The organism is Streptomyces sp. NPDC102270 (genome assembly GCF_044766405.1).
Classification (GTDB): Bacteria; Actinomycetota; Actinomycetes; order Streptomycetales; family Streptomycetaceae; genus Streptomyces.
The window spans coordinates 72,242-85,614 of the sequence record NZ_JBIWLX010000011.1; the positions used below are offsets into that span (position 1 = coordinate 72,242).

At 71.2% G+C, this 13,373-nt stretch carries 13 protein-coding genes; 6 read left to right on the forward strand and 7 right to left on the reverse strand.

Annotation, left to right across the window (positions count from 1 at the left end):
* Positions 1-134: 134 nt before the first annotated feature.
* Positions 135-1,163 carry an oxidoreductase gene (locus tag ACIRP7_RS23790; RefSeq protein WP_403662924.1) on the forward strand — a complete coding sequence of 343 codons (1,029 nt, stop codon included), beginning with the start codon at positions 135-137 and terminating at the stop codon, positions 1,161-1,163.
* A 48-nt stretch (positions 1,164-1,211) separates the two neighbouring features.
* A complete protein-coding gene (locus ACIRP7_RS23795) occupies positions 1,212-2,855 on the forward strand; it encodes an ABC-F family ATP-binding cassette domain-containing protein (protein WP_403662927.1) in 1,644 nt (547 codons plus the stop codon).
* A 55-nt stretch (positions 2,856-2,910) separates the two neighbouring features.
* Here ACIRP7_RS23795 and ACIRP7_RS23800 read toward each other — a convergent pair whose 3' ends face one another.
* The 3 genes from ACIRP7_RS23800 to ACIRP7_RS23810 form a co-directional block, all read right to left on the reverse strand.
* A complete protein-coding gene (locus ACIRP7_RS23800) occupies positions 2,911-5,277 on the reverse strand; it encodes a Tex family protein (protein ID WP_403662930.1) in 2,367 nt (788 codons plus the stop codon).
* Between the two features lie 93 nt (positions 5,278-5,370).
* Entirely contained in the window at positions 5,371-5,502 is a 132-nt protein-coding gene (locus tag ACIRP7_RS23805; protein WP_403662933.1) for an LPFR motif small protein, read from the reverse strand.
* A gap of 88 nt (positions 5,503-5,590) precedes the next feature.
* On the reverse strand, positions 5,591-6,460 hold the full coding sequence (locus ACIRP7_RS23810; protein WP_403662936.1) for a hypothetical protein: 870 nt from the start codon (positions 6,458-6,460) through the stop codon (positions 5,591-5,593).
* A gap of 113 nt (positions 6,461-6,573) precedes the next feature.
* Between ACIRP7_RS23810 and ACIRP7_RS23815 the strand changes: the two genes are divergently transcribed.
* A complete protein-coding gene (locus ACIRP7_RS23815; protein ID WP_403662939.1) occupies positions 6,574-7,533 on the forward strand; it encodes a GlxA family transcriptional regulator in 960 nt (319 codons plus the stop codon).
* A gap of 11 nt (positions 7,534-7,544) precedes the next feature.
* The gene (locus ACIRP7_RS23820) at positions 7,545-8,180 is read left to right on the forward strand and encodes a DJ-1/PfpI family protein (RefSeq protein WP_403662942.1); all 636 of its coding nucleotides are present in this window, start codon (positions 7,545-7,547) and stop codon (positions 8,178-8,180) included.
* Here the strand turns inward: ACIRP7_RS23820 and ACIRP7_RS23825 are convergent.
* Entirely contained in the window at positions 8,167-8,925 is a 759-nt protein-coding gene (locus tag ACIRP7_RS23825) for an enoyl-CoA hydratase/isomerase family protein (RefSeq protein WP_403662945.1), read from the reverse strand. The genes ACIRP7_RS23820 and ACIRP7_RS23825 overlap by 14 nt on opposite strands.
* 69 nt (positions 8,926-8,994) lie before the next feature.
* On the opposite strand from ACIRP7_RS23825, the gene ACIRP7_RS23830 reads away from it, so the two are divergent.
* Complete coding sequence (locus tag ACIRP7_RS23830) at positions 8,995-9,600, forward strand: HdeD family acid-resistance protein (RefSeq protein WP_403662948.1); 606 nt, start codon at positions 8,995-8,997, stop codon at positions 9,598-9,600.
* A 126-nt stretch (positions 9,601-9,726) separates the two neighbouring features.
* On the forward strand, positions 9,727-10,296 hold the full coding sequence (locus ACIRP7_RS23835) for an ATP-binding protein (protein ID WP_403663583.1): 570 nt from the start codon (positions 9,727-9,729) through the stop codon (positions 10,294-10,296).
* Between the two features lie 15 nt (positions 10,297-10,311).
* On the opposite strand, the gene idi is transcribed toward ACIRP7_RS23835, so the two are convergent.
* The 3 genes from idi to galE form a co-directional block, all read right to left on the reverse strand.
* A complete protein-coding gene (idi, locus tag ACIRP7_RS23840) occupies positions 10,312-10,905 on the reverse strand; it encodes an isopentenyl-diphosphate Delta-isomerase (RefSeq protein WP_403662951.1) in 594 nt (197 codons plus the stop codon).
* 202 nt (positions 10,906-11,107) lie between these two features.
* On the reverse strand, positions 11,108-12,049 hold the full coding sequence (locus ACIRP7_RS23845) for a cation diffusion facilitator family transporter (RefSeq protein ID WP_403662954.1): 942 nt from the start codon (positions 12,047-12,049) through the stop codon (positions 11,108-11,110).
* A gap of 142 nt (positions 12,050-12,191) precedes the next feature.
* A complete protein-coding gene (gene galE, locus ACIRP7_RS23850) occupies positions 12,192-13,160 on the reverse strand; it encodes a UDP-glucose 4-epimerase GalE (RefSeq protein ID WP_403662957.1) in 969 nt (322 codons plus the stop codon).
* Between the last annotated feature and the right edge of the window lie 213 nt (positions 13,161-13,373).

Below are 13,373 nucleotides of genomic sequence, written 5' to 3' on the forward strand. Positions count from 1 at the left end.
ACGCCGCTGACGCCGGGCCGCGCCGCCAACTCCCCGTACCCGCAGAGGTGCACGTCGGACGACCGCGCCGCCCGGCGTGAGCGGAATGACCCATGCCGTGCTCAGACCGGCCCAAAGCCGGGAATACTCACACCATGTCTGCCGCCTACGCGACCTTCGGCCTGGCACCGGCGATGCGTGCCGGTGGAGTCCTCGCCAACGGTGACTTCCAGGTACACCGGGACTTCGTGGACTTCATCGTCGACGGCCGCCCCCTCCTCTTCCAGCTCTCCGACCTCGACGCCGTCTCCCCTCTCGCCTCCGACGTGCCACCCGCGATCTTCACCGCCCAGGTCCGCAGCCTCCTGGGCGAGACGGACGCCCCGCTTCCGAGCGGTCGTCACGTCATCTACGGCTGCCCCGAGTGCGAGGACCTCGCCTGCGGAGCCGTCACCGCCGTCATCGAGCGGGACGGCGACGATGTCATCTGGAAGGACTTCGCCTGGCAGAGCACCGAGGGCGTGGACCTCCGGCTCAGCGGCTACCACGGCATCGGACCGTTCCGTTTCCGGGGCGCCGAGTACCGTGCGGCGCTCGACTCCCTGCTCCGGGGCGGCAACGGCTCGGAGGGAGCCCGACGCCGGGTCCTGCTCATCGGCGCCCGCGTCGCCGTCCTCGCCAAACTCGCCGCCGCCCTGCGCACCATCGGCATCGGCGCCGACATCACCCACGAGGTGGGAGCCGTCCACCCCGACGAACTGCGGGGCTACGGCGCCGTCGCCTTCGGCCGCGCGGTCACCGAGGAGGAACGTGCCGCCGTACGCCGCTCCTTCGAACGCGCCGGCGTCGACGTCGCCTACGTCGAGGGTCTCGCCCCGATCGTCCCGCTGCTCGTGGCCCAGGTAGAGCACGCCCTTGACCGCAGCCCCGTCGAACAGCGCCGGCTGACCCGGCTGGTCGCCGCCGCAGGCGAGGCGGGTGTCGAGGTCACCTCACCGTGCCGGGTGCGCCTGACGGCGTACCGCCTCGACCGCCTCTACCGCACCCACGCCCAGGAGGTCTTCGACGGCGTCCTGGAAGCGGGCCGGCACCGGATCGCCCTGGACGCCAAGGCGGTGAAGGGAGAATCGTTCGTGGTGGCGCGGACCTCGGGAAGTGTCCTGGTGGAGGCGATGGCCCGCTGAGAAACCGGGCGCCGGGCAACCGCCACCGCCGTTAGGATCGACGGTCTGATGACTGCCACCCTCGTCGCCAAGAACCTCGCCGCCGGCCACGGCGACCGTTCCCTGTTCAGCGGGCTCGACCTCGTCGTCGCGCCCGGAGATGTGATCGGCCTGGTCGGGGCCAACGGCGCGGGCAAGTCCACGCTGCTCAGGATGCTCGCGGGACTGCTCGCGCCGGAGGAGGGGGAGCTCAGGCTCTCCCCGCCGACGGCCACCGTCGGGCACCTCCCGCAGGAGCCGGAGCGGCGCCCGGGGGAGACCGTGCGCGCGTTCCTCGCCCGCCGCACCGGAGTCGCCGAGGCCCAGCGGGTGATGGACGAGGCGACCCAGGCCCTGGTCGACGGGGCCCCGGGCGCCGACGACGCGTACGCCACCAGCCTGGAGCGCTGGCTCGACCTCGGCGGCGCCGACCTCGACGAACGCGCCGAGGAGGTCACCGACTCCCTGGGACTCGCGGTCGACCTGGACCTCCCGATGACCTCCCTGTCGGGCGGCCAGGCGGCCCGCGCGGGCCTCGCCTCCCTGCTGCTCTCCCGCTACGACGTCTTCCTCCTCGACGAGCCGACCAACGACCTCGACCTGGACGGCCTGGAGCGCCTGGAGCGGTTCGTGAAGGGCCTGCGCGCCGGCACGGTGGTGGTCAGCCACGACCGCGAGTTCCTCACCCGCACGGTCACCAAGGTCCTCGAACTCGACCTGGCCCAACAGCGGATCACCCTCTACGGCGGCGGTTACGAGGCCTACCTGGAGGAGCGCGAGGTGGCCCGCCGGCACGCCCGGGACGACTACGAGGAGTACGCCGACAAGCGGTCCGTCCTCCAGGACCGGGCGCAGATGCAGCGCTCGTGGATGGACAAGGGCGTGAAGAACGCGCGCCGCAAGGCGAGCAACGACAACGACAAGATCGGCCGCAAGTTCCGCAGCGAGGCCAGCGAGAAGCAGGCCGCCAAGGCCCGCCAGACCCAGCGCATGATCGAACGCCTCGACGTCGTCGAGGAGCCGCGCAAGGAGTGGGAACTGCGCATGGAGATCGCCTCGGCCCCCCGCTCGGGCGCGGTCGTCGCCACCCTGCGGGACGCCGAGGTACGCCACGGCGACTTCGTCCTCGGCCCGGTGTCCCTCCAGATCGACTGGGCGGACCGGGTGGCGGTCACGGGCGCGAACGGAGCGGGAAAGTCCACCCTGCTCGGCGCCCTGCTGGGCCGGGTGCCGCTGACCTCCGGCCAGTCCTCCCTGGGCTCCGGCGTCCTGATCGGCGAGGTCGACCAGGCCCGCCAGCTCTTCCACGGCGAGGAGTCCCTGCTGGACGCCTTCTGCGCGGCGGTCCCCGACACGGAACCGGCGGAGGTCCGCACCCTCCTGGCCAAGTTCGGCCTCAAGTCCGACCACGTCACGCGCTCGGCGGCGACGCTGTCACCGGGGGAGCGGACGAGGGCGGCCCTGGCGCTGCTGCAGGGCAGGGGAGTCAACCTCCTGGTCCTGGACGAACCGACCAACCACCTGGACCTGCCGGCCATCGAACAGCTGGAGTCCGCCCTCGACGCCTACGAAGGCACTCTTTTGCTGGTCACCCATGACCGCCGAATGCTGGACGCCGTGAGGGTGACCCGCCGCTTGGAGATCGAATCAGGCAAGGTGACGGAAACTCCCTAGGGGCGCGGGGAACTGCGCGACCAGCCAGAGCGGGCCCGCAGCTCCCCACAACCCGCTACCGCCCCTTTTTCTTGGAATCGAGCAGCCCCGCCTTACGCAGAGCATCAGCCATCGCACCGTTGGCCGGAGCAGGCGCCGCCTGCCGTTGCTGCCGCTGCTGAGGCGGCCGCCCACCCCGCTGCGGCTGACGACGCTCCCCACCGGAAGGCTTCGCCGCCGCTTCGTCATCGAGCCGCAGCGTCAACGAGATCCGCTTCCGCGGAATATCGACCTCCAGCACCTTCACCTTGACGATGTCGCCGGGCTTCACCACATCGCGCGGATCCTTGACGAACGTTTTCGACAGCGCGGAAACATGCGCCAGACCGTCCTGGTGGACGCCGACGTCGATGAACGCCCCGAACGCCGCCACGTTCGTCACGACCCCCTCCAGCACCATCCCGGAGACGAGGTCGGAGATCTTCTCGACGCCCTCCTTGAAGGTCGCCGTCTTGAAGGCGGGCCGAGGGTCGCGCCCCGGCTTCTCCAGCTCCTTGAGGATGTCCGTCACCGTGGGCAGACCGAAGGTCTCGTCCACGAAGTCCTGCGGCCGAAGCGAACGCAGCGTCCCCGTGTTGCCGATGAGGGAGGCGACGTCCTGCCCCGCGGTCTTCACCATCCGCCGCACCACCGGATACGCCTCGGGGTGCACGCTGGAGGAGTCCAGCGGGTCGTGGCCGTCACGGATCCGCAGGAAGCCCGCGCACTGCTCGTACGCCTTGGGGCCCAGGCGGGCCACCTTCTTCAGTTCGGTGCGGGCCTTGAAGGGGCCGTTGGCGTCCCGGTGGGACACGATGTTCTCGGCCAGCCCGGAGGTGATCCCGGAGACCCGGGCGAGCAGCGGAGCGGACGCCGTGTTGACGTCGACGCCGACGCCGTTCACGCAGTCCTCCACCACCGCGTCCAGGGAGCGCGACAGCTTCACCTCGGACAGGTCGTGCTGGTACTGGCCGACGCCGATCGACTTCGGGTCGATCTTCACGAGCTCGGCCAGCGGGTCCTGGAGCCGGCGCGCGATGGACACCGCGCCGCGCAGTGACACGTCCATGTCCGGCAGTTCCTGCGAGGCGAACGCGGAGGCCGAGTACACGGAGGCGCCCGCCTCGGACACCATCACCTTGGTGAGCTTCAGCTCCGGGTGCTTGGTGATGAGTTCACCGGCGAGCTTGTCGGTCTCGCGGGACGCCGTGCCGTTGCCGATCGCGATCAGCTCGACCGCGTGCTCCTTGGACAGCCGGGCCAGCTTGGCGATCGCCTCGTCCCACCGGTTGGCGGGGACGTGCGGGTGGATGACGTCGGTGGCGACGACCTTGCCGGTCGCATCGACCACGGCGACCTTCACGCCCGTACGGAACCCGGGGTCCAGGCCCAGCGTCGCGCGTGTGCCGGCCGGGGCGGCGAGCAGCAGGTCGCGGAGGTTGGCCGCGAACACGTTGACCGCCTCGTCCTCGGCGGCCGTCCGCAGCCGCAGCCTGAGGTCGATGCCGAGGTGCACGAGGATGCGGGTCCGCCAGGCCCAGCGAACCGTGTCCGTCAGCCACTTGTCGCCGGGGCGGCCGCGGTCGGCGATGCCGAACTTCGCGGCCACGATCCCCTCGTAGGAGGAAGGACCGGGCTGCTCGGACGGCTCCTCGGGTTCCAGGACGAGGTCGAGGACCTCCTCCTTCTCGCCGCGCAGCATCGCCAGGATGCGGTGCGAGGGCAGATTCGTGAAGGGCTCGGCGAAGTCGAAGTAGTCGGCGAACTTGGCGCCCGCCTCCTCCTTGCCGTCGCGCACCTTGGCGACCAGCCGCCCGCGCACCCACATGCGCTCGCGCAGCTCGCCGATCAGGTCGGCGTCCTCCGAGAAGCGCTCGGTCAGGATCGCCCGGGCGCCGTCCAGGGCGGCCTGCGCGTCGGGTACACCCTTGTCGGCGTCGACGAAGGCGGCGGCCGCGGCGAGCGGCGCGACACCCGGGTCCCCGAGCAGGCCCTCGGCGAGCGGCTCCAGACCTGCCTCGCGGGCGATCTGTGCCTTGGTGCGCCGCTTCGGCTTGAACGGCAGGTAGATGTCCTCCAGGCGCGCCTTGGTCTCCGCGCCGCGGATCCGCGCCTCGAGCTCCTCGGTGAGCTTGCCCTGCTCGCGCACCGAGTCGAGGATCGCCGTCCGCCGCTCCTCCAGCTCCCGCAGATACCGCAACCGCTCCTCGAGCGTGCGCAGCTGCGCGTCGTCGAGCATCTCGGTCGCTTCCTTGCGGTAGCGGGCGATGAAGGGAACCGTGGAACCGCCGTCCAGCAGCTCCACGGCAGCCTTCACCTGCCGCTCCCGTACGCCGAGTTCCTCGGCGATCCTGCTTTCGATCGACCCTGCGCTGGTGGACCCGCTGGACCCGGGTGTCGTCACGATCCCGTACCGCCTTCTCACTGAGGTTGCGCGGCAATTGTGGCAGGTGGCACCGACAGTCGGGATCAGGGCGCGGTCATCAGGCCGTGGTCGTCAGGCCCTGCGGCTCCTCGTGGAGCCGGACGCACCGCCGAAGAGCCGGGCCACTGCCCGGAAGGGCAGGGTCACCACGGTGGCGACGGCGCCACCGATCTGTCGCAGGACGTCTGCGATCGCGCGGAACATGTGGATCCCCTTTCCTCTCCCGGCCAGGACGACCGGGAAGGGAACGGGTACCTCCGAGACGGCCGGGCAATCTTGGTGACCCGAAATGTCAGCGCTTGCCGATCAGGTCCGCGGGATAGGCCCCGGCCGCCATGGCGGCCCGCGCGAACCCCACCGCGAGCTCTGTCAGCCGTCGTACGCCGTCGGCCCCGAGGTGCTCGTACGGGGCCCGGTCCAGGCGGTCCGTCTCCGCCTCGATCTCCTCCCGCAGGGCGACACCCCGCTCGGTCAGCTCACCGTCGGCGTCCAGCAGTCCGCGCTCCCGGAGCCGGCCGGCGGCCGCGTCCCACTCCTGGCGGGTCCACCCGCGGGTGGTGAACACCCATGACGGTGTCATGCCCCGGCCCGTCGCGGTGTGGGTCACCAGGGCCTCCAGACCGTCCAGCTCCGCGGACATCAGGGCGGCGAGATGTCCGTCGCCCCGGTGCTCGCGCAGCAGCGTCGCGGCGTGCCAGAACGCAAGGTGGGGCTCCTGGGGCACCGGCAGGTCGGCGTGCGCGGAGTACAGCGGGCGGGCGGCGCGCGAACAGGCTTCCGTGGCCCGCAGCGCGAGCCGCGCGGCCTCGGCCATCCCCTCCGACGCCACGGTCTCGTCGCCGAGCAGGCGGCGCAGGGTCGAGTCGACGGCACGCGCGCGTGCCGCCAGGACCTGTTCGGGCGTGGCGGTCCGCCACACGGCGGGCACGTGCTCGGCGACCAGCTCGTGCTTGTAGTTGTAGAACGCCGCCGTGACCGCCCCCGGGCCGACCGGACCCAGCGCGGCGGCCCGCACCGCGAAGTTGACGGCCCTCGGATGGGTGACGCCGATCGCGGCCAGCTCCTTGTCCAGGTCGGGAGAGAAGTAGTGCGCCGCGTGCAGGGAGTTGAGCGGGTTGTGACAGCGGCGTCCGGCACGTGGTTCCAGGGCGGCAGTAGTCATGGCCAGCAGGTTACCGACCGCTTGGTATCCGTTCGACGGGTGTGCCGGGCATGGCAGAAAAGGTGGGGAACTCGTCATTGCCGCCATCGCGCCCCGCCCCAAGAATCAACGGCATGGCCCAGCGAACCGTTCTCTTCGTCCTCTTCGACGGCGTCCAGAGCCTCGACGTCACGGGCCCGCTTGAGGTCTTCGCCGGGGCCGAACAGCTCACCCCGGGCACCTACCGCATCCGTACGGCCTCGCTCGACGGCGCTCCCGTACGCACCTCCAGCGGCCTGACCGTCGTACCGGACGAGGCCCTCGCGCGGGCGGATGCCCCGCACACCCTCCTCGTGCCCGGCGGTCGGGGCACCCGGCGCCCCGACGCCCGCCTCGCCGACTGGCTGCGCGAGCACGGGCCGCGGGCCGACCGCCTGGTCTCGGTGTGCACCGGCGCCATCCGGCTCGCCGAGGCGGGGCTCCTGGATGGCCGCCGCGTCACCACCCACTGGGCGTACTGCGACAAGCTCGCCCGCGACCACCCGGCCGTGGAGGTGGACCCCGCCCCGATCTATGTGCGCGACGGACACGTGTCGACGTCCGCCGGCGTCACCTCGGGGATCGACCTCGCGCTCGCCCTGGTCGAGGAGGACCTGGGCCGGGACGCCGCCCTCGTCATCGCCCGCCACCTGGTCGTCTTCCTGCGCCGGCCCGGCAACCAGGCCCAGTTCAGCGCCCAGCTCGCCGCCCAGACCGCCCAGCGCGAGCCCTTGCGGGAGGTCCAGCAGTGGATCACCGAGCACCCCGCCGACGACCTGAGCGTTCAGACCCTCGCCGCCCGGGCCCGCCTCTCGCCCCGCCACTTCGCCCGCGCCTTCCAGACCGAGACCGGCATGACACCGGGCCGGTACGTCGACCGGGTCCGGCTGGAACACGCCCGCCGCCTCCTGGAGGACACGTCCGACGGCATCGAGGAGATCTCCCGCGCCAGCGGCTACGGCACCCCCGAGGGCATGCGCCGCGCCTTCGTCAAGGCCCTCGGCACGGCCCCCTCCGAGTACCGCCGCCGCTTCCATCCGACCCCGGCCCGCTGAAAGGACTCCCTGTGCAGATCGCCATCGTCCTCTACGACCGCTTCACCGCCCTGGACGCCGTTGGACCGTACGAGACCCTCGGGCGCCTGCCCGACTCCGAGGTCGTGTTCGTCGCCGAGGAGACCGGCCCCGTGCGCACCGACACCGGCAGGCTCGCCCTCACCGCCGACCGGACGCTCGCCGAGGTGCCGAGCCCCGACATCGTGATCGTGCCGGGCGGTCCCGGGCAGACCCCGCAGATGGAGAACACGGTGCTGCTCGACTGGCTGCGTGCCGCCGACGCCACCAGCACCTGGACCACGTCCGTGTGCACCGGCTCCCTGCTGCTGGCGGCCGCGGGTCTGCTCCGGGGCCGCCGCGCGACCTCCCACTGGCTGGCCCTGGACTTCCTGGAGCAGTTCGGCGTCGAACCCACGGGGGAGCGGGTCGTGTTCGACGGGAAGTACGTCACCGGGGCGGGTGTCTCCGCCGGCATCGACATGGGACTCACGCTGCTCGGCAGGATCGCGGGCGACGAACACGCCCAGGCGGTACAGCTGTTGACCGAGTACGACCCGCAACCGCCCTACGACGCCGGTTCGCCCCAGAAGGCGCCCGCGCACCTCGTCGAGGAGTTCCGCTCCAAGAGCCGCTTCATCCTGACGTAGTCCAGGTGAAGCGCGGTGTCCTGCGCTCGAGGAACGCGGCGACCCCCTCCGCGGTGTCGCCGCTGCCCCGCGCCTCACGGCTCCAGTACGCGTCCCGGTCCGTACGGCCGTTCGTGAACTCCTTCGCCGCGGCCTGCGCGAGCTGCGAACGGGACGCCAGGGTCCGGGTGAACTCCCCGACCCGCTTGGCCAGTTCACCCGTCGGCAGCACCTCGTCGACCAGGCCCGTGCGCAGCGCCCGCTCCGTGTCGATCAACTCACCGGAGAACAACAGGTACTTGGCGGTGGCGGGACCGACCAGCGACACCAGTCGCCGGGTGGAGGACGCCGGATACACGATCCCGAGCTTCGACGGTGTCACCCCGAACAGCGCGCCCTCCTCGGCGAACCGGAGATCGCACGCCGCTGCGAGCTGCGAACCGCCGCCCACACAGTGCCCCCGGACCACCGCCAGCGTCGGCTTCGGAAACGCGGCGAGGGCCTCCTCGGCACGCACCGCCAGCCCCTGCGCCTCCTCGGGCGATTCACGCAGCGTGGAGATGTCCGCGCCCGCACAGAACGTCCCGCCCTGACCGGTCAGCACGAGCGACCTGACGTCCGGATCGGCGGCCAGCGTGTCAAGGAGCGGCGGCAGCGCCCGCCACATCGCGGCCGTCATGGCATTGCGCTTGGCCGGATGGTGCACTACGACGGTAGCGACCGAGTCGGTGACGGTGTGCAGCAGCTGCGGCTCCGGGAGCTCCATGTGTCGGATGCTAGCCCCACGCCCCGACCGTACGATCAAGAAGGGGCCCGCAGCGCGAGGAGGGCCCGCATGACAGTGCACAAGGCGGAGAACCCCGAAGCGGCCAAGCTCAGCCGCGGTTTCGGCTGGCTGGCGGTGCTGGGCGTGATCCTGGTGATCGCCGGACTCGTCGGGCTGATCTACACCGGGGTGGCCACGCTCACCTCGATGATCCTTTTCGGCTGGCTCCTGCTGATCGGCGGCGTGGTCGGACTCCTGCACGCGGTCCAGGCCCGGGACTCCAACTTCTTCTGGCTCGGTGCCGTGGTCGCCGCCCTGAACATCGCGGCCGGCGTGGTCGTCATCGGGCGACCGGAGGCGGCGGCAGCGGCACTGACCATGTTCGCCGCGCTGCTCTTCCTGACCGGCGGGGTGTTCCGGCTGGCCGGCAGCCTGGTGGTGCGCGGACCGCAGTTCGGCTGGACGCTCGTGCAGGGCGCCTTCGACCTGCTGCTCGGCATCCTGGTGCTGGCGTCCTGGCCGAGCAGCAGCAAGTACGTGATCGGTTGCTTCTTCTCGCTCGCCCTGCTCTTCGACGGCCTCGGCCTCGTCGCCACCGGCTTCGGCGGACGCAAGGTCGTCGGCATGGTCACCGAGCGGCAGGAGGCGGCCGCGAAACCCACACATCTTGAATAGTTCCGTGCGGAAACGGTCAGAGCCACTCGATATGCGCTGACTTCTGTTCAGTACGGCGGGCCGGGGTGACATGCTGCCAACACTCGACGTGTGGTGACAATCGAGCGCAAGGGTGGCGACCGAAGAATGGACGACCATGGGCGTGGGTCCGGCCCTCGCCCAACGGACAGCGGAGAAGACCCCCTCGAACCGGACCCTCTCGAACAGGATCCCCCCGGCCCGGATCCCCTCGGACCGGGCTCCCTCGACCCGGGCGCACCGGACCCGCTGCCGTACGAGGGCGTGTGGCGGTTCACCGCCCCCGCCGTCGACGCGTCGGTCCCACAGGCGCGACACGCCGTGCGGGACCTGCTGTACCGCCAGGGCGTGCCCGTCTCGGACGATCTCGTCCAGGGCCTCCTGCTGATCGTGTCCGAGCTCGTCACGAACGCCGTGCGGCACGCGGCCCTGCTCTCGCCGATGCTCGCCGTGGAGGTGGCCGTCGGCGCGGAGTGGGTGCGGGTGTCCGTGGAGGACAACCACCCCTACCGGCCGACCGCCCTGGAGACCGACCACAGCGGCGAGGGAGGCCGGGGACTGCTCCTGGTCCGCGAGATCACCCGGGAGGCGGGCGGGGTCTGCGACGTCGAGCACACGGCCAGTGGCGGCAAGGTGATCTGGGCCGCCCTGCCGCTCATGGCCGTGCGCGTGCCCTGAGCGCCCGAGAGTCGCTCACCAGCCGGCGGACGGGCCCGTCAGCTCCCTGACCGCGGGACGGGCCGCGTCCAGCACCGTCATGAACCACGCCGAGAAAACATCCTTCGCGTGCCGCTCCGCCAGCTCGTCCGGGGTCACGAAGGCGGTCGTGGCGACCTCCTCCGGGTCCGGGGCGAGCGAGGACTGCACCATGCCGACGAAGAGGTGGTTGTACTCCTGCTCGACCAGGCCCGAGTCCGGGTCCGGGTGGTTGTAGCGCACCGTGCCCGCCTCGGCGAGCAGCGACGGGGAGACCCCCAGCTCCTCGTGCGTCCGCCGGGCCGCCGCCGCGAAGGGCGCCTCGCCCGGGTAGGGGTGGCCGCAGCAGGTGTTGGACCACACGCCGGGGGAGTGGTACTTGCCCAGCGCGCGCTGCTGGAGGAGCAGCCGGCCGCGCTCGTCGAAGAGGAACACCGAGAAGGCGCGGTGCAGTTGTCCCGGGGGCTGGTGGGCAGCGAGCTTCTCCGCGGTGCCGATCGTCACACCGTGCTCGTCGACCAGTTCCAACAGGATCGCGTTCGCGGCGCCGTTCGACGGAGTGTGCGTCGTGGTGGCAGGTGTGGTCGGCATACCCATCCTTCACATCGGTCTTCGCGCCCCAAGTGTGCCGCACGGAGCGGGCACTCCCGGCAGTTGATCGTGCCCGGCGCGGCGGGCGGGGAACCGCTCGGGGCGGTGCTGTGCGGTGGAGGACGCAAAGGTGCGCCGGATCGCTGCATTCCGTCAGAACGGGCGTTTCATGCACCGTACACGTGTGTCACTGCCACACCCGTCAGTGGCACAGCCGTGCCTCGTGTTCCGCGTGCCCGCTCGGCTCCAGCTGGAAGGTGCAGTGCTCCACGTCGAAGTGGTCGCCGAGACAGTTCTGGAGCTCGTGCAGCATCTTCTCGTGGCCGATCGCGCTGAGCACGTCGGAGCGCACCACCACGTGCGCGGACAGCACCGGCATCCCCGAGGTGATCGTCCAGGCGTGCAGGTCGTGGACGTCCTCCACGCCGTCCAGGGCCAGGATGTGCATCCGCACCTCCGACATGTCGACGTCCTTGGGCGCCGACTCCAGCAGGACGTCGAGGGTCTCGCGCAGCAGCTTGACGGTGCGCGGCACGATCATCAGGCCGATGACGAGCGAGGCGATCGGGTCGGCGGCCTGCCAGCCCGTGGTCAGGATCACCGTCGCCGCGATCAGCACCGCGAGCGAGCCCAGCGCGTCCGCCGCGACCTCCAGGAACGCCCCGCGGACGTTCAGGCTCTCCTTCTGACCGCGCATCAGCAGGGTCAGCGAGATCATGTTCGCGACCAGACCGATCGCACCGAACACGATGGTCAGCCCGCCCTCGGTGTCGGCCGGCGTGACGAACCGCTGGATCGCCTCGTACAGGACGTAGCCGCCGACCCCGAGCAGCAGCAGACAGTTCGCGAGGGCGGCGAGGATCTCGGCGCGGGCGTACCCGAAGGTGCGGTTGCCGGTCGCCGGACGGTTCGCGAAGTGGATCGCGAGGAGGGCCATGCCGAGACCCAGCGCGTCCGTCGCCATGTGCGCCGCGTCCGCGACCAGGGCGAGGGAGTCCGCGACGAAGCCGCCGACGATCTCGACCACCATGACGGTGAGCGTGATCGACAGCGCCACCCGCAACCTGCCGACGTACGCCGCGGTCGCCGTACCGCCGGTCGGCGCATGCGAGTGCGCGTGCCCGTGATCGTGCCCTGCCCCCATGGAAGCCGCCTCCTGCGCGTCGATCCGGAACACCCGTCCGGGATCACAGTGAACTACGGGCGGGGGGTATCCGGCAACGCGGCACTGAACACCGTTGTCATATGTCCTGACCTGCGGAAACGAACCGCAGGTCAGGACAGCCTCATGGGTGGTGCAGCAGCCATCCGCGCCAGGCGGACTCGATCATCTCGCGCACCCCTCGCCGCGCGCTCCACCCGAGCGTCTCGGCGGCCAGCGCGGCCGAGGCCACCGACACGGGCGCGTCCCCGGGGCGCCGGGGCTCCACGACCGCGGGCCGCCGGTCACCGGTCACCTCGCCGATCACCGTGACCATCTCGCGTACGGAGACGCCCTCGCCGCGACCGATGTTGACCGTCAGGTCACCGCTCTGTCCGCCTTCCGACAGTCGCCGGGCCGCCGCGAGATGCGCCTCGGCGAGGTCGGACACATGGATGTAGTCACGGACGCAGGTGCCGTCCGGCGTCGGATAGTCGTCGCCGAAGATCCGCGGGGCCTCGTCGCGGGTGAGGCGGTCGAAGACCATGGGCACGATGTTGAAGACACCGGTGTCCGCGAGCTCCGGCGCCGCGGCCCCGGCGACGTTGAAATAGCGCAGGCAGACCGTGGTGATCCCGTGTGCCTGCCCGGCCGCCCGCACCAGCCACTCCCCGGCGAGCTTCGTCTCGCCGTAGGGGTTCACGGGGGCGCACGGCGTCTCCTCCGTGATCAGTTCCGCCGCGGGATTGCCGTAGACGGCCGCCGAGGAGGAGAAGAGGAAGCGCTCGACGCCGGCCTCCGCGACCGCCTCCAGGAGGGTCGCGAGACCGCCGACGTTCTCCTGGTAGTAGCGGGTCGGCTGCGCCACCGACTCGGCGACCTGCTTGCGCGCCGCGAGATGCACCACACCCGTCACCGCGTGCTCGGCCAGCACCCGCTTCAGCAGGCCGCCGTCCAGCGAGGTGCCCCGCACCAGCGGCACGTCAGCGGGCAGCCGCGCGGGTACCCCCGCCGACAGGTCGTCCAGGACGAGCACCCGCTCCCCGGCCCCCGTCATGGCCCTCGCCACATGCGCCCCTATGTACCCGGCACCGCCGGTGATCAGCCACGTCATGGTCGCCCACCCTATGCCGAGGCACCCGGACCCACGCGATGTCCTGGATGTCCGCTCTGTGGAGCGTGGTTTGTGGGCGGGGGCCCACATCACCGATGATGATCGCGGCAAAGGCCGGGGGAGACGGTGTTGATCGGCCCGTGAACGGGCGGTGAACGCGGCCTTCTTGGCATCCGATAGCCTCTGCCGACATGCCGCCCGCCTGGTCCAGCC